General features: G+C 64.2%; 19 protein-coding genes. 7 read left to right on the top strand and 12 right to left on the bottom strand.

The window, feature by feature from the left end:
- Positions 1–32: 32 nt before the first annotated feature.
- A complete protein-coding gene (gene cyaY, locus E8M83_RS05165; RefSeq protein WP_137172315.1) occupies positions 33–362 on the bottom strand; it encodes an iron donor protein CyaY in 330 nt (109 codons plus the stop codon).
- Between the two features lie 41 nt (positions 363–403).
- Between cyaY and E8M83_RS05170 the strand changes: the two genes are divergently transcribed.
- Positions 404–583, top strand: a complete 180-nt coding sequence (locus E8M83_RS05170; protein ID WP_170976699.1) for a lipoprotein — start codon at positions 404–406, stop codon at positions 581–583.
- A complete protein-coding gene (gene lysA / locus E8M83_RS05175) occupies positions 583–1,863 on the top strand; it encodes a diaminopimelate decarboxylase (protein ID WP_137172317.1) in 1,281 nt (426 codons plus the stop codon). Before E8M83_RS05170 ends, lysA begins: the two co-directional genes overlap by 1 nt.
- Positions 1,864–1,873: 10 nt before the next feature.
- Here the strand turns inward: lysA and E8M83_RS05180 are convergent, their stop codons facing one another.
- The 6 genes from E8M83_RS05180 to E8M83_RS05205 form a co-directional block, all read right to left on the bottom strand.
- Complete coding sequence (locus tag E8M83_RS05180) at positions 1,874–2,839, bottom strand: DMT family transporter (RefSeq protein WP_137172318.1); 966 nt, start codon at positions 2,837–2,839, stop codon at positions 1,874–1,876.
- Positions 2,840–2,921: 82 nt separating this feature from the next.
- A complete protein-coding gene (locus E8M83_RS05185; protein WP_137172319.1) occupies positions 2,922–3,530 on the bottom strand; it encodes a sulfite oxidase heme-binding subunit YedZ in 609 nt (202 codons plus the stop codon).
- Positions 3,530–4,507 carry a protein-methionine-sulfoxide reductase catalytic subunit MsrP gene (gene msrP / locus E8M83_RS05190; RefSeq protein ID WP_137172320.1) on the bottom strand — a complete coding sequence of 326 codons (978 nt, stop codon included), beginning with the start codon at positions 4,505–4,507 and terminating at the stop codon, positions 3,530–3,532. The genes E8M83_RS05185 and msrP overlap by 1 nt, the downstream gene beginning before the upstream one ends.
- 68 nt (positions 4,508–4,575) lie before the next feature.
- Positions 4,576–5,754: a c-type cytochrome biogenesis protein CcsB gene (gene ccsB, locus E8M83_RS05195; protein ID WP_137172368.1), complete on the bottom strand. Its 1,179-nt coding sequence runs from the start codon at positions 5,752–5,754 to the stop codon at positions 4,576–4,578.
- A gap of 24 nt (positions 5,755–5,778) precedes the next feature.
- On the bottom strand, positions 5,779–7,869 hold the full coding sequence (locus tag E8M83_RS05200) for a cytochrome c biogenesis protein ResB (RefSeq protein WP_137172321.1): 2,091 nt from the start codon (positions 7,867–7,869) through the stop codon (positions 5,779–5,781).
- Positions 7,870–7,988: 119 nt separating this feature from the next.
- A complete protein-coding gene (locus E8M83_RS05205; RefSeq protein WP_137172322.1) occupies positions 7,989–8,663 on the bottom strand; it encodes a c-type cytochrome in 675 nt (224 codons plus the stop codon).
- Between the two features lie 141 nt (positions 8,664–8,804).
- On the opposite strand from E8M83_RS05205, the gene yihA reads away from it, so the two are divergent.
- The 4 genes from yihA (at position 8,805) to E8M83_RS05225 (ending at position 11,553) form a co-directional block, all read left to right on the top strand.
- Entirely contained in the window at positions 8,805–9,551 is a 747-nt protein-coding gene (gene yihA, locus E8M83_RS05210) for a ribosome biogenesis GTP-binding protein YihA/YsxC (RefSeq protein WP_137172323.1), read from the top strand.
- Positions 9,552–9,570: 19 nt separating this feature from the next.
- Entirely contained in the window at positions 9,571–10,578 is a 1,008-nt protein-coding gene (gene hemB / locus E8M83_RS05215) for a porphobilinogen synthase (RefSeq protein ID WP_137172324.1), read from the top strand.
- A 181-nt stretch (positions 10,579–10,759) separates the two neighbouring features.
- Positions 10,760–11,077, top strand: a complete 318-nt coding sequence (locus tag E8M83_RS05220; RefSeq protein ID WP_137172325.1) for a DUF4258 domain-containing protein — start codon at positions 10,760–10,762, stop codon at positions 11,075–11,077.
- Between the two features lie 8 nt (positions 11,078–11,085).
- Positions 11,086–11,553 carry a hypothetical protein gene (locus tag E8M83_RS05225; RefSeq protein WP_137172326.1) on the top strand — a complete coding sequence of 156 codons (468 nt, stop codon included), beginning with the start codon at positions 11,086–11,088 and terminating at the stop codon, positions 11,551–11,553.
- Here the strand turns inward: E8M83_RS05225 and E8M83_RS05230 are convergent, their stop codons facing one another.
- From E8M83_RS05230 to E8M83_RS05250, 5 genes are all read right to left on the bottom strand, one after another.
- Positions 11,554–12,495, bottom strand: a complete 942-nt coding sequence (locus tag E8M83_RS05230; RefSeq protein WP_137172327.1) for a hypothetical protein — start codon at positions 12,493–12,495, stop codon at positions 11,554–11,556. It abuts the gene before it with no gap.
- Between the two features lie 206 nt (positions 12,496–12,701).
- Complete coding sequence (locus E8M83_RS05235; RefSeq protein ID WP_137172328.1) at positions 12,702–15,833, bottom strand: efflux RND transporter permease subunit; 3,132 nt, start codon at positions 15,831–15,833, stop codon at positions 12,702–12,704.
- Positions 15,830–17,026 (bottom strand): efflux RND transporter periplasmic adaptor subunit, encoded by a 1,197-nt coding sequence (locus E8M83_RS05240; protein WP_137172329.1) that lies wholly within the window; start codon positions 17,024–17,026, stop codon positions 15,830–15,832. The genes E8M83_RS05235 and E8M83_RS05240 overlap by 4 nt, the downstream gene beginning before the upstream one ends.
- A gap of 139 nt (positions 17,027–17,165) precedes the next feature.
- Positions 17,166–18,527 carry an ATP-binding protein gene (locus tag E8M83_RS05245; RefSeq protein WP_137172330.1) on the bottom strand — a complete coding sequence of 454 codons (1,362 nt, stop codon included), beginning with the start codon at positions 18,525–18,527 and terminating at the stop codon, positions 17,166–17,168.
- On the bottom strand, positions 18,524–19,252 hold the full coding sequence (locus tag E8M83_RS05250; RefSeq protein WP_137172331.1) for a response regulator: 729 nt from the start codon (positions 19,250–19,252) through the stop codon (positions 18,524–18,526). The genes E8M83_RS05245 and E8M83_RS05250 overlap by 4 nt, the downstream gene beginning before the upstream one ends.
- 196 nt (positions 19,253–19,448) lie before the next feature.
- Between E8M83_RS05250 and E8M83_RS05255 the strand changes: the two genes are divergently transcribed.
- A complete protein-coding gene (locus tag E8M83_RS05255) occupies positions 19,449–19,982 on the top strand; it encodes a Spy/CpxP family protein refolding chaperone (protein ID WP_137172332.1) in 534 nt (177 codons plus the stop codon).
- Positions 19,983–19,985 lie beyond the last annotated feature (3 nt).

Raw genomic sequence — 19,985 nt, forward strand, 5'->3', positions numbered from 1 at the left:
CCTTTGTCGTTGTTCGTTACAGGATCGACGGATCAGGTCAACGACACCGTCGCCCCGCCCTGCTCGCTCGCATACTTCGACAGCGATGCGAAGAACTCGCTGTCGTCGCGCGTATTGCGCCACTCGTCGCCCACGCGCTTGTAGTGGAAGCCGCCCGAGCGCGCCGCCACCCACATCTCTTGCAGCGGCGCCTGGCTGTTGACGATGATCTTGGAGCCGTTGTCGATGAACTCGATCTCCAGCACGTTGCCGCTGCGCTTGCATTCGACGTCGATCACGTCCTCGTCGTTCAGGCGATCGAAGGCTTCCTCGATCTGCTTGAGGGTCAGGTCGGCAAGGTCCAAAAATTCGGTTTCGGTCATGCTACACTCCAAAATCTGCTAATCAAACCGTGATTCTAATCGTGAAGTCCTCTCTCGTGCTTCTCCCGGCCGTTTTGCTCGCCGCCGCCGTGTCGGGCTGCGGCCAGACCGGCGACCTGTACATGCCGACGCCGCCCAACAGGCCAGCGCCGCCGCCGGTCGAACAACCGCTCCAGCCGGTTCCTTCCAACAACGCTTCCACCCCTGCCCCGCACCGCTGATGTCCTATTTTTCGCACCAAGACGGCGTCCTGCACGCCGAAAACGTGTCGCTGTCCGCCATTGCGGAACAATTCGGCACGCCGACCTACGTCTACTCGAAAGCCGCCCTGCTCGACAACTTTAGCGCCTATCACGACGCCTGCCGGGGTCGCGACGCCCTGGTCTGCTACGCGATGAAGGCCAACTCGAACCTGGCCGTGCTCGACCTGCTGGCGCGCCAGGGCGCGGGCTTCGACATCGTCTCGGGCGGCGAACTGCTGCGCGTGATCGCGGCCGGCGGCGATCCGGGCAAGACCATCTTCTCGGGTGTCGGCAAGACCGTCGACGAGATGCAGCTTGCGCTGGAAAAAGGCATCCTGTGCTTCAACGTCGAATCGATCCCCGAACTGCACCGCCTGGACGAAGTCGCCGGCAAGCTCGGCATGCGCGCGCCGGTCTCGCTACGCGTGAACCCGAACGTCGACGCCAAGACCCACCCGTATATCGCGACCGGCCTGAAGGCCAACAAGTTCGGCGTGGCCTTCGACGATGCGCTGGCCACCTACCGCACCGCCGCCAGCCTGCCCAACCTGGACGTGGTCGGCATCGACTGCCATATCGGTTCGCAGCTGCTGGACGACGCCCCGCTGCTCGAAGCGCTCGATAAGCTGATCGAACTGATCGACACCCTGCACGCCGAGGGCATCCACCTGCACCACCTGGACATCGGCGGCGGCCTCGGCGTCGACTACGGCGTGGCCGGCGACGGGCCGCCGGTGCCGGTCGGCGACTATCTGGGCCGCCTGTTCCAGCGCATCGACGCCTGGCGCGCCGCAAAACACGGCGGCCAGCCGATGAAGGTGATCTTCGAGCCGGGCCGCTCGATCGTCGCCAATGCCGGCGTGCTGCTGACCAAGACCGAGTTCCTGAAACCGGGCGCCGAAAAGAATTTCTGCATCGTCGACGCCGCGATGAACGACCTGATGCGTCCGACCCTGTACCAGGCCTGGATGGGCGTGCAGGCCGTGACGCCGCGCGCTGGCGAAAAACTGGTGTGGGACATCGTCGGTCCGGTGTGCGAGTCGGGCGACTGGCTGGCGCGCGAGCGCGAACTGGCGCTCGAGCAGGGCGACCTGCTGGCGATCATGACGGCCGGCGCCTATGGCATGACGATGGCGTCGAACTACAATACCCGCGGCCGCGCGGCCGAGGTGATCGTCGATGGGGATGTTACCCATCTGGTGCGCCGGCGCGAAACGCCGGCCGAGGTGTTCGCGCTGGAAACGATGATCAATACCTGATCGGACCCGGCTAGCTTGCGCTGGAGGCGGCGATATTCGGCATCCGCGTTCGCGTGACGAGCCAGATCCCGCCGCACACCAGCACCAGCGCCACGAGGTTTTTCCATTCGAAGATGGTCTCGCCCAGGAACAGGGCCGACAGTGCGGCGCCGAACACCGGCACCAGGAAGGCAAAGATCGTGATCCTGCCGACCGGATTGTGTTTGAGGAGCAGGCTCCACAAGGTAAAGGCCACCGCCGACAGCAAGGCAAGGTAGGCCAGCAGCACGGTCGATGCCGGCGTCACGGCGCCATAGGCGCCGCCGGTCGCATAACCGCCCGCGAGCAAGGCGAGGCCGCCGATGGCCAGCTGCCAGCCGGTCATCACCATCGCATCCATGCCTGCGGAAACGCGTTTGCCATAGATCGAGGCGGCCGACAGCACGAACGCCGCGATCACGATGAAACCTTCGCCCTGCAGGGACACGGGCGCATCGAGCGGGCCGGCGCCGGCGTTGACGGCCAGTACGCCGGCGAAGCCGAGCAGGCATCCCACGCTCTTGCGCTTGGACAGCTTGTCATTGTGGTACACGAAGTGCGCCAGGAGCACGCTGAAGAAAGTGGTGGTCGCATTCAGGATCGAGGCGCGCACCCCGGTCGTGTAAGCCAGGCCAATGTAGAAGAACACGTATTGCAGGCCGGTCTGCGCCGCGCCGAGTACGGCGAGCTGGCCAAACTGGTGGCGGCTCAGCCGCAGGACGGGTTTTCCCATGATCGCCGCCAGCACCACCAGGCACAGGCCGGCCAGCAGGAAGCGGTAGCCCGCGAAAATCAGCTTGGACGGCACATCTTGCTGGGCAATGCCGAGCATCTCATAGCCGGTCTTGATCGCAGGATAAGAGCTGCCCCACAGGACACAGCACAGCGTCGCCAATACCAGCACCATCCTGGGCTGAGAGAAAAACTGCAGCCCGTAGCGCTGATCTGGTTGGTTCATTGCTTAACTCACTGGAATAGTGGCAAAGCTGACAATGATACTAGGCATTGGACGACTCTGCCGGGGCCCCTCCCGGTCGACCTCAGGCCCGTTGCCTGACATGCCAGTACACCCGCAGCGCCAGCAACACCGCCACGATGCCCCCGAACAAAATCGGCTGCGCGAAGTCGCTCTTGCCCTCTTTCATCCACCAGAAATGCAGGATCGCCAGCGGGCCGATCGCATAGATCAGCCGGTGCAGCCACTGCCAGCCCTTGCCGCCCAGGCGCTTGATCATCGCATTGGTCGATGTCGCCGCCAACGGGATCAAGAGCACGAAAGCGATGAAGCCGACCAGGATGAACGGGCGCTTCACGACATCGGCCAGCATCGCCGCGACATCGAAGAAATGGTCGAACCACAGGAAGGCGATGAAGTGCACCAGTGCATAGAAGAAGGTGAACAGGCCGACCATGCGCCGCAGTTTGATCAGCCAGTTCCAGCCGGACAGGCGCCGCAGCGGCGTGACGGCCAGGGTGATGCACAGAAAGTACAGCGCCCACTCACCGCTGATCCTGGTGATCTCGGCCAGCGGATCGGTGAAGGCGCTGGTCGCCGTACCCCACACCAGGCGCGCGAAAGGCAACAGGGAAAGGATAAAAACAGCGGTCTTTACCCACCCGACCTGCTTATTGGAAAGCTGCAACGCCATCAGTAATAGCGCTTCAGGTCCATGCCGGTGTACAGCGAGGCGACCTGGTCATAGCCGTTGAACATCAACGTTTTCTTCTTCGGCTGGAACAGCCCGGTCTCGCCGATGCGGCGTTCGCTCGCCTGCGACCAGCGCGGATGGTCGACGTTCGGGTTCACGTTCGAATAGAAGCCGTATTCGCGCGGCGCCGAATCGTTCCAGGCGGTGCGCGGCTGGCGCGACACCAGGCGGATGCGCACGATCGACTTGGCCGACTTGAAGCCGTATTTCCAGGGCACGACGAGGCGTACCGGCGCGCCGTTCTGGTTCGGCAGCACCTGGCCGTACATGCCCATCGTCAGCAGGGTCAGCGGATGCATGGCTTCGTCGATGCGCAGGCCCTCGACATAAGGCCAGTCGAGCACGCCGCTGCGTAACCCCGGCATCTGCTTGCGGTCGGCCAGGGTGGTGAATTCGACGAACTTGGCGTTGCCGTTCGGCTCGACCTGCTTGAGCAGGTTCGACAGCGAATAGCCGACCCAGGGAATGACCATCGACCAGCCCTCGACGCAGCGCAGGCGGTAGATGCGCTCCTCTAACGGCGCCAGCTTGAGCAGGCCGTCGATGTCGAGCGTGAGCGGTTTCTTGACTTCGCCCTCGATGCGCACGGTCCACGGACGCGTGACCAGGGTGTGCGCGTTGTCGGCCGGGTCGCCCTTGTCGAGGCCGAACTCGTAGAAGTTGTTGTAGCCGGCAGCGTCCTTGAACGGGGTCTGCTTCTCGTCGGTCGACAAGGCCACGTTGGGGCGCGCCGCCAGTTTCTGGCCGGCGGTTTGGGCGAAGGCTTCGCGGTTGGCCATCTCCCAGATGCCGCTGCCGACTGCCGCCGTGGCCGCCATGCGGGTGATGAATTGACGCCGTCCGGTGTAAACCTCTTGCGGCGTGATTTCGGACGGGAACGGAAGATCGAGTCCGTTCGGATGACGTTTGAACAGCATGGCTGGCCTTGGGAACTGGTGGTGTGCTTACATTACACCAAGTTCCCTTAAGCCAGCGTTAGGGTCGCTTACAGCTCCCCGTACGAATGCAAGCCCGACAGGAACATGTTCACCCCCAGGAAGGCGAAGGTGGTTACCAGCAAGCCCACCACCGCCCACCAGGCCGCCACGCGGCCGCGCAGGCCGGTCATGAGACGCATGTGCAGCCAGGCCGCGTAGTTGAGCCAGACGATCAGGGCCCAGGTCTCTTTCGGATCCCACGACCAGTAGCCGCCCCACGCCTCGGCCGCCCACAGCGCGCCCAGGATGGTGGCGACGGTGAAGAAGGCGAAGCCGATCGAGATCGCCTTGTACATCACGTCGTCCAGCACCTCGAACGACGGCAGGCGGTCGGCCAGGATGCCGTGCGACTTGAGCAGGTAGGCGCTGCCGACCATCGCCGCGAGGGCGAAGGTGCCATAGCCGATGAAGTTGGCCGGGACGTGGATCTTCATCCACCAGCTCTGCAGCGCCGGAACCAGCGGCTGGATCTGGGCGGCGTCGCGCGACACCGTGTACCACAGCAAGAACGCCACGGCGGCGGCGATGATCAGCATCACGAACGGGCCCAGCTGGCGGGTGGCGTAGTGTTCTTCGTAGTACAGGTGGAACATCGCGGTGATGATCGCGAACAGGATGAACACTTCGTACAGGTTCGACACCGGGATGTGGCCGACGTCCGGCCCGATCAGGTAGCTTTCGTACCAGCGCACCATCATGCCGACCGAGCCGATCACGATGGCGGCCCAGCACAGGTTGGCGCCGACGCTGCCGCCGAACTTGCCGCGGCTGAACAGGCCGACCCAATAGAAGACGGTCGAGAACATGAACAGCGCGCTCATCCACAAGATGGCCGAGCCGCTCGACAGCATGTATTTTAGAAAGAATTTCTGCTCGGCCGCCGCCAGGTTGCCGTCGTACATCGAGATTGCGGCCAGCGAGATCACGCCGACCAGCGGCACCAGCCAGCGCATCGGTTTCCAGTACCAGCCCAGCGCCGCGAACACCGGCGCGGTACAGATCAGGATCGCTTCTTCATAGATGTCCATGAAGTGGCCATATTGAACCTGGGCGTACAGGGCCGCGGCCACCAGCGCCAGGCCGTACAGCCAGTCGGCGGCGGTCAGGCGGCGGAAGTAGCCGACCTTCTCCTGGTATTTCTCGGTCGAGCGCAGCGCGCGATCGCTTTTGGTGTGGGACAGTTCCATCATTTTCTCCAGATCGCTGCCAGCTTACGCCGGTTGCGGCAGCTTGACCGACAAGTCTTCGAATTCGCGCTCGAAATCGAGCGTCTTGCGCTGGGTGCTCATCGCCATCAGGGCCTCGGCACCACCATCTACGTCGCGCACCCAGATCCAGACGCGCCGCTCGCGGATATAGAACATCGCGAACACCCCGAGCGTCAGCAGCACGCAGCCGAAGTAGACCACATTCTTGCCCGGCGAGCGCGTCATCTGCAGCACCGAAGCCTTTACTTCGGTAAATTCATCCAGCTGCAAGTAGACCGGCGCGCCGTACAGGAAGCTGTCCGACAGCGCATTGGTGGCCAGTTGCAGGAAGCGTCCGCTGGCTTCGGTCGGCTCGGCCGCCGCGTCGCCATTCCTTTCGCGCGCCACCTGCCACAGCTCCCACAGTGCGCCGTTGAGCATTTTCATGAAGATGCCGGCGGCCTTTTCCTGCTCGGCCTGCGGGATCTGGTCCAGGAAGCGGGCCACGCCGACGAAGCCGCCGCGGCCGTCGCCGCCGGCAAAGATGTCGAGCGTACGGACCGCCGAATCCTTCAGTTGGCCGGCCAGCGCGCTGCCGCCCTGCCCGGCGCTCATGGCGCGCGCGGCGTAGCGGGTGGCCGCTTGCTGGCGCGCGGCCGGATCCGACAGCGCCGCGCGCAGGCGCATCCAGTCGCCTACGCCGTGGCGCTCGTCGGAAGGAATGCGCAGGAAGCTGAAGTTCTCGGACGGGTTCGCGCGCACGCCGGCCAGGTAGACCTGGGCCCCTTCGAGAGTCAGCGGCTGCATATAGTTCATGTACTCGCGCGCCTGGCCCGTGTGGTCGCGCAGCTTGTATTGCACGCTGGGGCCGACATTCTTGAGGTCCTTGTTCGCGTCCGGGTCGGCCGCCGCACCCGAGGCCTTGCCCAGGGTGGCCGACAACTGCGCATTGAGCGAGGTGTTCTTGCTCACCGCGCGCGTGTCGTTGCCCTGGGCGATGTTCTCCACATTGAAGGGACGGAAGCCCGACCACTCGACCGAATACGTGTCCTTGCCGAATTTCAGCTCGGTCTCGCCGTTGACGACACCCTCGATCGCGAAATTCGCCGCGCTGCCACCCGTCATCGGGAAGCCCGTGAGCTTGAGCTTGCTGCCACCATCGTCAAAGCTCGACTGGTAGACGGCGATGCCCTTGTAGATCAGCGGGTGGTTGACCTTGATGGTCGATTCGAATTTGTGGCCATTTTCCAGGTCGTGCACCACGACGTCGCTGGCGAACAGCTTGGGCATGCCGGTCGAATAGAACTCGATATGGAATTTCTTGAGCTCGATCCCGAACGGCAGCTCTTGCACCAGCACGCCCGACGGTTGATTCAGGATCGCGGTATGGCTGGTCTGGCCCTCGGCAATCGCGGTATTGCCGCGGAAGCTGGGGTTGCCGACACCCAGCCGGTGCTGGGCCGGGATCTCGGCGATCACGCCGCTGCCGGTAAACGGAGTTTTGCCAAAGAACCATTGCTGCACGCGCACCGGGAGTTCCGAATCCAGCATGCCGCCCAGCAGGATCACGATGATCGAGGTGTGGGCGAAGATATAGCCGAACTTGTTGCCGGCGCCCTTCTTGGCCGTGACCAGGAGCGCCTGGTCTTTTTCGACGATCTTCGTGGCATAGCCGGCGTGGCGCAGGCGCAACGCGCTCTGCTCGGCCAGCTCGGTGCGCGCCAGCGGCGCCTGCCAGTCGGCCTTGTGGTGGAAATTGCGCAGCGAGTCGACGCGCACGTTCTCGCGCCAGCTGCGCATATCGCGCAGCATCTTGGGGGTGTTGCGCACCACGCACAGGGCGGTGGAGACGATCAGCACCACCAGGATGACCAGGAACCACCAGCTCGAATAGACGTTGTACAGGCCGAGCTTGTCGAAGACCTCGAACCAGAACGGCCCGAACTGGTTCACGTAATTGGGCATCGGCTCGTTCTGCTTGAGCACGGTGCCGATGACGGAGGCGATCGAGATGATGGTGAGCAGGCTGATCGCGAAGCGCATCGACGAGATCAGCTCGACCGCCTCGGCCAGCCAGCGGCGGCGGGTATTCAGTTCAATTCCGGTGGTACTCATACTCTACAACTTTCATCCGGCGCAGGGGCTGGCCCGCGCGTGGAAAAAAGGGCGCCAGCTCGACGCTGCCGCCCTCTTCCGTTCATCTCATGTCCGTGCGTGGCGCTAAAGACACACTTTTAGCGCAGGCCGGCAATATAGTCGGCCACCGCACGCATCTCTTCCGGCGACATCCGCTGCGACAGCAAGGTCATCGGCGCGCTGTTGGCGCGGGCGCCGGTCTTGAACGCCTCGAGCTGGGCGGTGGTGTAATCCTGGTGCTGGCCGGCCAGGCGCGGGTATTGCGCCGGGATACCATTCGCGGTGGCGCCATGACAGCTGGCGCAGGCCGCCACGCCCTTCTCGGCGATGCCGCCACGGTAGATCTTGCGGCCCAGCTCGACCGTTTCCTTGTTTTTCGCCGCGCCAGGCTTGTGTGCCTGCGTCGCCAGCCAGGCTGATATATCCTTCTTCTCCTGCGCCGTCAGCATCTTGGCATAGGTCGTCATGATCGGCTGCTGGCGGTGCGCCGTCGTAAAGTCAACCAATTGCTTGTGCGTATAGGTCGCGAACTGCCCGGACAGCTTGGGATTGATCGCGATCGACGAATTGCCGGCCGCGCCATGGCAAGACAGGCAAGATGGCAGGCCGCGTGCGGGGTCGCCGTTTTCGTACAGGGCGCCGCCCTTGGCTGGATCGGCTTTGACCGCAGGCGCGGTTGCGGCGGACGCCGCCATCGCCGCCGGTAATCCCCCAAAGACAGTTAGCGAGGTAACCAACAGTGTTTTGAGCAGGGGGGACGACAAGCGATTCATAAACGCACCTTGAAAAAGTTAAGAAGTTCAGTGCAGCGCCTCTAGATCGTGACCGCCGGTGGCGGAGCAGCAATCAACCCCTTATTGTACAATAGCTTTGTTTCCCAAACGCCATTTCGTAGCCTCTTATCCCTCTCCCCAATGTCCAGATTATGGCAAGCCCGGTTCTTCACGACCGTTAACCAGCTGCGCGATTTGCCCGGCACGCAAGTACCGGAAATCGCTTTCGCCGGGCGTTCGAACGCCGGCAAGTCGACAGCGATCAATATCCTGACCAACCAGAAGGGTCTGGCTTTCGCTTCCAAGACGCCGGGCCGTACCCAGCACATCAATTATTTCTCGATCGGCGGCGCCCACGTGGGCCAGCACCGCAAGGATGCCGTGCGGGTCGACGAGATCGAAGCGCTGCTGGTCGACTTGCCGGGCTATGGCTATGCCGAGGTCTCGGGCACCGCCAAGCTGCACTGGCAAAAGCTGCTGGGCGACTACGTCCAGCGCCGCGACCAGCTGGCGGCGCTCATCCTGATCATGGATTCGCGCCGGCCGTTCACCGACCTCGACGTGCAGATGCTGGAATGGTTCGCCCCGACCGGCAAGCCGATCCACTGCATCCTGACCAAGGCCGACAAGCTCAATCGCAACGAGTCGACCAATGCGCTGCGCGAAGCGCGCGCCGTGCTCGACAGCTATGTGGATGAGGACGGCAATGGCTTCCCGTTCACGGTGCAGCTGTTCTCGGCGCTCAAGCGCATCGGCATCGAAGAGGCGGACGCCAAGATCCTGGAGCTGGCCGGACTGACTGGTGGCGATGAAGAAGAACCAGGGGAAGACACCGGCAACGAAGAACCTGCTGCGCCGTCGGCGGACGACGATAACCCTGTCGCCTGATCTAGCAAGGACCTGAACGATGACCATCATCACCTCCGCCTATCCGGCGGCCCGCCCGCGCCGCATGCGCCGCGACCCATTCTCGCGCGCCATGATGCGCGAAAACACCATCACCTCGGCCGACCTGATCTACCCGGTGTTCGTGCTCGAAGGACAAAACCAGCGCCAGCAAGTCGCGTCGATGCCGGGCGTCGAACGTGTCTCGCTCGACCTGCTGCTGAAGGTCGCCGAAGAATGCGTGCAGCTGGGTATCCCGGCCATGGCGCTGTTTCCGCTGGTCGACCAGTCGGTCAAGACCTATGACGGCATCGAGGCGACCAACCCGGACGGCCTGGTGCCGCGCGTGGTCCGCGAGCTGAAGAAGAATTTCCCTGGGCTGGGCGTGATCACCGACGTCGCGCTCGACCCTTACACCACCCACGGCCAGGACGGGCTGCCGGACGAGAACGGCTACATCGTCAACGAAAAGACGATCGAGATGCTGGTCAAGCAGGCGCTCACGCACGCCGACGCCGGCGTCGACATCGTGGCGCCGTCGGACATGATGGATGGCCGCATCGGGGCGATCCGCAACGCCTTCGAGGCGCAGGGCCATATCCATACCCGCATCATGGCCTACTCGGCCAAGTACGCCTCGGCCTTCTACGGTCCGTTCCGCGATGCAGTGGGCTCGTCGGCCAACCTCGGCAAGGCCGATAAAAACACCTACCAGATGGATCCGGCCAACAGCGACGAGGCGCTGCGCGAAGTGGCGCTCGACCTGGCCGAAGGCGCCGACATGGTGATGGTCAAGCCGGGCATGCCCTACCTGGACATCGTGCGCCGCGTGAAAGACGAGTTCAAGGTGCCGACCTTTGCCTACCAGGTCAGCGGCGAATACGCGATGCTGAAGGCGGCGGCGCAGAATGGCTGGCTCGATCACGACAAGGTCATGATGGAATCGATGATGGCGTTCAAGCGCGCCGGGGCGGATGGGGTGTTGACCTATTTCGCGCTGGATATCGCACGCAAGCTGAAAGCGGGCTGACTGCTCCAGGCCATTAAATTCGTGTCATGACACACATGCCGTTCAGTGCAAGCTGAGCGGCATTTTTATTTTGTGCTCGCCCGTGCTTCCTGGCGACATAGCGCAGATTCAGAACATGACAGGATGAAAAAATTGTTGCGTCACTCTCCGACTTAACCTATATTTTGTATAGGTAGCACAGATGAAGCAACCTCGAAAAATCACCGCGTTATCGACGCCTCAATTGCAGGCGCACATACGTGCTGCCGCACAGGACTCGATCAACGTGGCATTTTCCGTCCATGTACGACTGCGGATGCGTGAGCGAAAAATAACAATGCCGTGTGTGCTGGCGACGTTGAGACATGGCGCCATCCGGCGCCAACCCGAGCCGAATACGTACTACGGAACGCTCGAGTGTCGAATGGAGTTCTACACCGCCGGACACAACATCGGCATCGTCGTCGCACTGGGTAATGATGACCCCACGATGGTGGTGGTCACGGCAATGCATCTCTAGGAGAAATCATGTACCGCTTCACCGACGGCGGCCTGCGCAATGTGTGGTTGAAGAACGGCTACATCGAGCGCAACACGCCGTATGGCAAGGCCGTATCTTTTCACGATCTGGACGGACTCGTTCTAGCTATCTGTAACGCCTTGATCAACAAACCAGGCAAGCTGACCGGCGCCGAGTTTCGCTACGTCCGAAACGCTCTACTGCTTTCACAAAAATCGCTGGGGCAAGCCGTGGGTTACACTGAGCAGGCCGTTGCCAAGTGGGAGAAAAGCGGCAAGGTGCCAAAGGCCATCGATCTGATGCTGAGAATGCTGTTTGCACGCAAATACAGCGGGGACAAGGCCGTGTCCTCCCTGCTGGACATGCTCAATACACTAGACCGCATCGGTCACGCCAGGATCATCGTTTCTGAATCACGCTCGAAATGGAAATCCGAAATCGAGCTCGATGAAGGAAAGGACGCGGTCGCAGCCTGATTACCGTCCCGGAATCGGCCTGTAATCCGGGAACATCTCCTTGTACAGGAATTCCACCAGCTGATCGGTATCCTGCGGCCGTGCGCTGAGCTTGACCACGCGCCCGAGCCGATGCGAATCCCATTCGAAATCGCCCTTCTTCTCGCGCCGGATCAGCTCGATCATCTTCTTGATCACCGCCGTCTCGATATCGCGCTCGCTGCCCTGCTCCACCGTCACCGCCGTCAGCCAGCGCCGCTTGAAGCTCGGGTTCCAGCCGCGGAACTTGAGGTCCATGGTGTTGAAGGTCTTGTTCGAGACCGAGAAGATGCCGCCGGTCTCGTTGCTGTCGTCGGTGCCGCGGCCGTTGATGGCGGCGATGTTCGCCAGCGCGTTGCGGGTGCCGCGCGCGGCGTCGCTTTCGGGGGCCTGCACTTCGCTGCCGGTCGGCGCGCCGCGGCGCTCGCGCTGGGCCTTCACATAGGCCGCCATGTCCATGTCGGGCGGCACTTCGGTCGGCGGCTGCTGGCGCTGCGGTTGCGGCGGGCTCGGGGGCGCCGGACGCTCATCGGGAATCGTGATGGTGTCCGGCAGGCGCTGGACGATGATGCGTTCCTGCTCGACGCGCGGCACCGGCGGCGCCGGCAGCGGGCGCGGCGTCGGACGCGGGGTCGACTCTACCGGCGAGGTCTCTTGCAGCGGCGCCACATAGACTACCTGGCTGTCGCCCTGGTCCTCGGACGCCGGACGCGCCGTGCGTTGCTCCTGCTCCTTCGGCTCGTAGAACCACAGCAGCACCAGCAGCAAGTGGACGGCGATCGTGCCGGCCACGCCGAAGCGGCTCGGTCCCTTGCGACCGTAAGTCCTCCCCAGCCCATAGCGCGGCCCCGAGGGCGGCAACGGCTGCCCGCAGTGGGAACACACTTCACTGTCCTGGTCGTAGGTGTGGGAATGGTCACGCAAGATGGATCGATTTCCTGGAAGCTACGTCTAAAAAAACGGCAGAGAGCCGCAGTCTAACCGTTTTGCGGCGCAACCGCATCACGCTAGCCATCCGGTTACCCCGTTCGATCGGTTGATGGTTGTTACCAAATGTTTCCGGCCGCCAGCATCGGAACATGCTTGCTCCGTTACTGGCGGCCGGATAGCTCGCTACCGGTGTTCCCGGGTCAGGCCGGATGCACGGGCGCCGGGTGGGCCGGATGCGCCACGTGGTCCGCGTCCGCCCGGGCGATCTGCTCGTCGGTCATCGGGCCGGTGCCGCTGTAGCGGTCCAGGTACAGGTAGATCACCGGGGTGATGTACAGGGTGATCACTTGCGAGAAGATCAGGCCGCCACACACCGCCAGGCCCAGCGGCTGGCGCAGTTCGGCGCCGGCGCCGATGCCCAGCGCGATCGGCAGCGCGCCCATCAGCGCCGCCAGGGTCGTCATCAGGATCGGGCGGAAACGCAGGATGCAGGCTTCGCGGATCGCTTCCTGCGGGCTCATGCCCAGGTTGCGCTGGGCGTCGAGCGCGAAGTCGATCATCATGATCGCATTCTTCTTGACGATACCGATCAGCATCAGGATGCCGATCATGGCGATCAGGGTCAGGTCCTTGTCGAAGATCCACAAGGTGACCAGGGCGCCGACGGCGGCCGACGGCAGGCCGGCCAGGATGGTCAAGGGGTGGATATAACTTTCATACAGCACACCCAGCAGCACATAGATGACGCCGACTGCCGTGATGATCAGGATCAGCTGGCTCGACTGCGTATCCTGGAACACGGCGGCGTCGCCGCCATAGGTGGCGATGACCGAGGCCGGCAGTTTCATGGCGCGGCCCATCTCGTCGATGGCGGAGGTGGCGTCGCCCAGCGATACGCCCGGGGCCAGGTTGAACGACAGGGTAATTGCCTGCAACTGGCCCTGGTGGTTGACCTGCAGCGGGCCGACCGTGCGGCGCACGCTGGCGATGCTCGACAGCTTCACCAGCTCGCCCGACTTGGAACGTACCGAGACCCGCGACAGCGCCTCGTCGTAGTAGCGGTCGCTCGCGGCGGCTTCCAGGATCACGTAATAGCTGGCCGCCGTCGAATAGATGGTCGACACCTGGCGTTCGCCGAAGGAGGCGTACATCACGGTGCGGATATCGTCCATCTCCACGCCCAGCAGCGCCGCCTTGTCGCGGTCGATGTCCACGGTCGCCTGCAGCGCCTTGTTCTGCGAATCGCTGTTGACGTCGCGGAAGCGCTCGTCCTTGCGCATGCCTTCCAGGAATTGCTCAGCCCAGCCGCCGATCTCGCCGCCCGACACGCTCTGCAGGGTGTACTGGTAGCGCGCCTTGCTCTGGCGCCCGCCCAGCTGCAGGTTCTGCTGGGGCGACATGAAGACCTGCACGCCCGGCACGGCGCGGGTGGCCTTGCGCAGGTCGTCGATCACCAGGTCCATCGGCGGCCGTTCGCCGCGGTCTTTCAGCACCAGGAACATGCGGCCGGTATTGCCGCCGCCGCTGAACGAGGTCGTGTCCTTCACATACGGGTTGGCGCGCACGATGTCGACCACCTTGCCCTGCAGCTCGGCCAGCGCCATCGACGAGGTGTCTTCCGAGGCTTCCACGGTCACGCGGATCTGGCCGATGTCTTCTTCAGGGAAGAAGCCCTTGGGCATCGTGCTGTACAGCACGCCGGTCAGCACGAACGTGCCCGCCGCCAGCATCAGCACCACGAAGCGGAAGCGCAGCGCCAGGTCGAGGGTACGACCATAGCCGTTACGTAATCTCGTAAAACCGGCCTCGAAGCGGCGGCCGATCCACGACATGTCCTTCGGGTCGACGTGGCCGCCATCCTTGAGCAGGCGCGAGCACAGCATCGGCACCAGGGTCAGCGAGACCAGGGCCGAGACCAGTACCGCCAGGCCGACCACGACCGCGAATTCGCGGAACAGCAAGCCGATCACGCCCGGCATGAAGAAGATCGGGATGAACACCGCCACCAGCGAGATCGAGATCGAGATGATGGTAAAGCCCACTTCGCGCGCGCCGATCAGGGCCGCCGCCATCGGCTTCTTGCCCATCTCCATATGACGGACGATGTTTTCCAGCACCACGATCGCATCGTCGACCACCAGGCCGACCGCCAGAGTGATGCCCAGCAAGGAGATGTTATCGAGGCTGTAGCCGAACCAGTACAGCAGCGACAGCGCGCCGAGCAGCGAGATCGGCACCGTCACCGCCGGGATGAAGGTCGCGGCTGCGCGGTGCAGGAACAGGAAGATCACCAGGATCACCAGCAGCACGGTGCCGGCCAGGGTCAGGTTGACGTCGTGGATCGCCTCGCGGATCGACAGCGAGCGGTCGTTCACCAGCTCGATCTTGATCGAGGCCGGCAGCTGCCCCTCGAAGCGCGGGATCAGCGCGCGCACGGCATCGACCACCTGCACCGTGTTCGCATTCGGCTGGCGCTGCACCATCAGCGAGATCGAGCGCTCGCCATTCAGGCTGCCCATGGCCTTGACCGACTGGTAGCTGTCCTGGACCTCGGCGATGTCCTTCAGGCGTACCGGCAGGCCGTCGCGGGTGGCGATGATCAGGTTGGCGAAGTCGGCCGCCCGCATCAGCTGGCCGCCGCCCTGGATGGTCAGGGCCTGGGTCGGACCGTCGAGGATGCCCAAGGGGGTGTTCGAGTTGGCCGCGCGCAGGGCGGCCGCCAGCTCGTCCATCGAGATATTACGGGCGTTCATCAGGTCGGAACGGGCCCGCACGCGCACGGCGAAACGCTTGCCGCCGTTGATCGAGACTTGCGACACGCCTTGCACGGTCGATATCGCCGGCGAGATCAGGTTTTCGGCGTAGTCGTTCAGCTCCGACAAGTCCATCGACGGCGAGGTCAGGTGCATGAACAGGATCGGGGCGTCGGCCGGGTTGACCTTGCGGTAGGCCGGCAGTTCGGTCATTTCCAGCGGCAGCCGGCGCTGGGCCACCAGCAGCGCGGCCTGGACGTCCACCGCCGCCTTGTCGACGTCGATCTCGTTGTCGAATTCGAGCGTGATATTGGTGTCGCCCTGGGTATTGCTCGAGGTGATCAGCTTGATGCCGGCAATGGTCGAGAACTGCTTCTCGAGCGGCAGCGCGACCGAGGACGCCATCGTCTCCGGGCTGGCGCCGGGCAGGTTGGCCGAGACGTTGATGACCGGCGTGTTATAGCTGGGCAGCGCGGCGACCGGGATCTTCATGTACGACAGGATGCCCACCAGCACCAGGCTGAGCGACAGCAGCACCACCATCACCGGACGGCGGATACACAGTTCGGACAGATTCATGCCTGGTCGTCCTGCTTGGTCGGTGCCGGCGCGGCCGGCTTGCTGCCCTGGCCGGCAAGGCGCACCTTGCCGCCCGGACGCAGGTTCTGCTTGCCTTCGGTGATGACTTGCTCGTCACCCTTCAGGCCGGTCACCGCCGCCCGGTCGCCGAAGGCGTAGACGCGCTGCACCGGCACCTGGCGCGCCGCATTGCCTTCGCCCAGCACGTAGACGAAGGTGCCGTTGGTCGCCGTGATGATGGCGGTCTGCGGAATGACCACCGCATTTTTCAGGGTCTGCACCACGACGTTAGCGGTCACATACTGGCCCGGCCACAGGGTGGTGTCGCGGTTGGCGAACTCGCCCTTCACGCGGATGGTGCCGGCCTGCGGGTCGACCGCATTATCGATGAAGCTCAGGCGGCCGACGACCGGTTGGGCTTGCTGGTCGCCGTCGCCCCCCCGGCTGCCCGGGTTGACCCGTACCTCGACATTGCCCTTTTTCTGGGCCGCCAGCAGCGCGCCGAGGGTCGATTCCGGCAGCGTGAACGAGACATTGATCGGGTCGAGCTGGGTGATCGTGGTGAGCGAGGTGGTCATCTGCACCAGGGCGCCCGGATGGACGTCGATGGCGCCGACCCGGCCCGTCATCGGCGCCCGGATCGTGGTGTAGCTGGCGCTCACTTGCGTGGCGCGGGCCGCGGCCTGGTTCGACTGCACCAGCGCGCGCTGGGCTTCGACCTGGCTGAGCAGGGAGTCGAGGGCGCTCTGGGCCAGGAAGTTCTGGGCCACCAGTTCCTGGCTGCGTTTATATTGGCGCTCGAGGTCGGACAGGGTGGCCGAGTCGCGCGCCACCTGCGCTTCGGCGCGGGCGACGTTGGCCAGGTCGGCGCGGTCGTCGAGCGAGAACATCAGCTGGCCTTCCTTGACGAACTGGCCTTCGCGGATATGGACCTGGCGGATCGTGGTGACGGTCTGCGGATGCAGGTTGACTGTTTTTACTGGGGTCACGCTGCCGTTGGCGAACAGCTCGACGCCGACATCGCGCCGCTCGGGCGCGATCACGTTGACGGTGACCGGCGGCGGCCCGCCCGCGCCCGGCCCTTGCCCTCCAGGCCCCTCGGCCTTGGCCCCGTTGCCCTGGTTCAGGTACCAGCCGCCAGCCACGACCAGCGCCGCAATTGTGGCGATGACGCCGACATTCTTCTTTTTCATTCTCGTCCCTTGCCGCCCGTTGCCGGCGACTCCTTCATTGATCGTGGTGGCCTTGCCGGCCCCAGGTAGGGGCGCCGCATTGTCCCACGGTGTTATGACCGGTTCATGTACGGTCTTGCTTGCTTATTTACCAGTTCGCTTACTTGTTCGGGTAATACGCCGGCAGCATCAGGGTCACTTCGAGGCCGCCCTCGGGGTGGTTGACCAGGCTGATGCTGCCGCCGTGCTGCTCGGTGATATTGCGCGCGATCGTCAGGCCGAGGCCGGTGCCGCCCGACTCGCGCGAGCGCGAGGTCTCGACCCGGTAGAAGGGATCGAACACCCGTCCCAGTTCGCTCCTCGGAATGCCCGGCCCGCTGTCGCGGATGCGTACCCGCGCAGTGCCGTTGATACGGTCGACGCAGACGTGCGCATCGCGGCCGTACTTGACGGCATTGTCGATCAGGTTGCCCAGGCAGCGGCGCAGGTCCATCGGCCGGCCCAGCACCGCCATCGTTGCCTTGCCCTGCAGCGTGACCGGCTGGCCGGCGTCGCTGGCGTCGGCGCACACGGCCTCGAGCAGCGAATCGAGGTCCAGCATCTGCATCGTCTCGGTGGTGTCCATGCTGCGCGCCAGCACCAGGCCTTCGCGCACCATTTCCTGCATCGCCGACAGGTCGCCGATCAGGCGTTCCTGCAGCTCGGCATCCGATACTTTTTCGAGCCGCAGGCGCATGCGCGTAAGCGGCGTCTGCAGGTCGTGGGTGATCGCGGCCAGCATCTGCGTACGCTGGAAGATGTACTGGCGGATGCGCGCCTGCATCGCGTTGAAGGCGGCGCTGGCCTGGCGGATCTCGGTCGTGCCGAGCAGGTCGAGCGGCGGGCGGTTGATGTCCTGGCCGAGGTCTTGCGCGGCCTGGGCCAACTGCCGGAACGGACGCGCGGTCATGCGTGCCACCAGGTAGGCCAGCACCGCAATGCTGAACAGGAACAGGGCGACCACGGCACGCATATCGGCGTCGGTGGAAATCAGTGGCGAGCGCGGCGGCAGCACCGACAGGCGCAATTCGCCGCCATCGCGCAGGCGCACGTGCAGCGACTCGCAGGTGCCGCCCCACTTCAGGCTGAGCAGGCCATACATCATCGGCTGGTATTGGGCGATGCCGCAGGCGGCCGGCCGGATGGTGGCCGCCTCGACCGTGTAGCCCTTGCCCAGGCGCGAGGCCAGGGCCTGCGAGAACGGGGTGGCGGGCCTGTGCTGGTCCGGCGTGTCGGTGGCCTCGAGTTCCAGGCCGGGACGGTTGGCAACGTCGAGATAGATCGAGCGCGCCGAGGCAGGGACGATCTCGGTGGCCATGATCAGCTGTTCGGCGCGTTCCAGCAGATTCTGGTCGCGCTGGCGCTCGAAGTCGCGCAGGCGCTGGTAGTCGGCCGCCAGCTGGGTCAGCGCGGCCGTGATCAGGGTGCCCAGCAGCAGCGTCAGGAACACCCGGCCGGTCATCGACCCGAAGAAGTCCTTCACGCCGTCGGCTCCACCGCCACTTGGCCGGCCAGCACATAGCCGCCATTACGCACCGTCTTGATGATCTGGGGCATGCGCGCGTCCTCGCCCAGCTTCTGGCGCAGGCGGCTGATCTGGATGTCGATCGAGCGGTCGAACGGGTCGGCGTCGCGGCCTTGCGTGAGGTTGAGCAACTGGTCGCGGTTGAGCACGCGGTTGGGGTGTTCGAGGAAGACGCGCAGCAGGCGGAACTCGGCGCCCGACAGCATGATCACGATGCCGTCCGGGTTCAGCAGGTGGCGCGCGGTGAGATCCAGCGTCCAGCCCGAGAAGCGCATCTGCTGCACGTTCTCGGAAGGCGTGTTCGACGGCATGGCGTGCGAGCGGCGCAGCACGCTGCGGATGCGCGCCAGCAGCTCGCGCGGCTCGAAGGGCTTGGGCAGGTAGTCGTCGGCGCCCATCTCGAGGCCGAGGATGCGGTCGAGCGGTTCGTTGCGGGCGGTCAGCATGATCACCGGCAGGGTCGACGTGGCGCGCAGCTTGCGGCACAGCGTCAGCCCGTCGTCGCCGGGCATGTTCAGGTCGAGCACGATCAGGTCGGGACGCGTTTCTTCGAGCGCCTTCCACATCGCATTGCCGTCGGCGGCGGCCAGCGTCCGGTAGCCGTTCGACTCGAGGTAGTCGGCCAGCAGGGTCCGGATGTCGCGGTCGTCGTCGACGATCAGAATCGTAGAGGGATTGTCCATGACCTCAATTATCCGAGTTTATGACTAGGCCGGAAAAGCATTTTGTATCGCTGTGTATAAGCCTATAGGCCCGAAACATATTGATACAATGTACGAGACAAGGGAAACCCTGTGGTTACAGTTTGTGCGCAAGATGGGAACCGTGCAGCGAGCGTTTCGGATGCACGGACAACCAGACTCTCACAAAGGAAGAACCATGAATACCCTCCGCAAGAACCTCGTGATTGCCCTCGCCGCCGCCGGCCTGCTCGGCGCCTCCATCGGCGCCCAGGCCCAGACCGCCGCACCGGCGGAAGGCCGTCCAGCCTTGACTGCAGAACAACGCCTGGCCAAGAAAGCCGAATGGCAGGCCAAGGCCGGCGAGCGCCGCGCAAAAATGGAACAGCAGCGCGCCGAGCGCCAGGCCAAGCTGCGCGATGCGCTCAAGCTCAACGCCCAGCAGCAGCCGGCCTGGGACGCCTTCGTGGCCAGCCAGGCGCCGCACAAGAAGGGTGAGCGCGCCGCACGCCCCGACCGCGCCGCCTGGGCCAGCTTGAGCGCGCCGCAGCGCATGGAACAGCATATCGCGATGCAGAAGGAGCGCACCGCCCGCATGGAAGCGCGCCTGGGCGCCCTGAACAGCTTCTATGCACAGCTGACGCCCGAGCAGCGCAAGACCTTCGACGACCAGGCCAAGCACCGCAAGGGCCCGCGTCATCATGGCCAGCACGGCAAGCGCGCGCACGCATAAGCA

The organism is Massilia sp. HP4, assembly GCF_005222695.1.
Classification (GTDB): domain Bacteria; phylum Pseudomonadota; class Gammaproteobacteria; order Burkholderiales; family Burkholderiaceae_D; genus Telluria.

Excerpts from the sequence above, each read along its gene's own strand:
- cyaY (WP_137172315.1), bottom strand. The coding sequence starts at position 362 with ATGACCGAAACCGAATTTTTGGACCTTGCCGACCTGACCCTCAAGCAG.
- lysA (WP_137172317.1), top strand. The coding sequence starts at position 583 with ATGTCCTATTTTTCGCACCAAGACGGCGTCCTGCACGCCGAAAACGTG.
- E8M83_RS05180 (WP_137172318.1), bottom strand. The coding sequence starts at position 2,839 with ATGAACCAACCAGATCAGCGCTACGGGCTGCAGTTTTTCTCTCAGCCC.
- E8M83_RS05185 (WP_137172319.1), bottom strand. The coding sequence starts at position 3,530 with ATGGCGTTGCAGCTTTCCAATAAGCAGGTCGGGTGGGTAAAGACCGCT.
- msrP (WP_137172320.1), bottom strand. The coding sequence starts at position 4,507 with ATGCTGTTCAAACGTCATCCGAACGGACTCGATCTTCCGTTCCCGTCC.
- ccsB (WP_137172368.1), bottom strand. The coding sequence starts at position 5,754 with ATGGAACTGTCCCACACCAAAAGCGATCGCGCGCTGCGCTCGACCGAG.
- E8M83_RS05200 (WP_137172321.1), bottom strand. The coding sequence starts at position 7,869 with ATGAGTACCACCGGAATTGAACTGAATACCCGCCGCCGCTGGCTGGCC.
- E8M83_RS05205 (WP_137172322.1), bottom strand. The coding sequence starts at position 8,663 with ATGAATCGCTTGTCGTCCCCCCTGCTCAAAACACTGTTGGTTACCTCG.
- yihA (WP_137172323.1), top strand. The coding sequence starts at position 8,805 with ATGTCCAGATTATGGCAAGCCCGGTTCTTCACGACCGTTAACCAGCTG.
- hemB (WP_137172324.1), top strand. The coding sequence starts at position 9,571 with ATGACCATCATCACCTCCGCCTATCCGGCGGCCCGCCCGCGCCGCATG.
- E8M83_RS05220 (WP_137172325.1), top strand. The coding sequence starts at position 10,760 with ATGAAGCAACCTCGAAAAATCACCGCGTTATCGACGCCTCAATTGCAG.
- E8M83_RS05225 (WP_137172326.1), top strand. The coding sequence starts at position 11,086 with ATGTACCGCTTCACCGACGGCGGCCTGCGCAATGTGTGGTTGAAGAAC.
- E8M83_RS05235 (WP_137172328.1), bottom strand. The coding sequence starts at position 15,833 with ATGAATCTGTCCGAACTGTGTATCCGCCGTCCGGTGATGGTGGTGCTG.
- E8M83_RS05240 (WP_137172329.1), bottom strand. The coding sequence starts at position 17,026 with ATGAAAAAGAAGAATGTCGGCGTCATCGCCACAATTGCGGCGCTGGTC.
- E8M83_RS05250 (WP_137172331.1), bottom strand. The coding sequence starts at position 19,252 with ATGGACAATCCCTCTACGATTCTGATCGTCGACGACGACCGCGACATC.
- E8M83_RS05255 (WP_137172332.1), top strand. The coding sequence starts at position 19,449 with ATGAATACCCTCCGCAAGAACCTCGTGATTGCCCTCGCCGCCGCCGGC.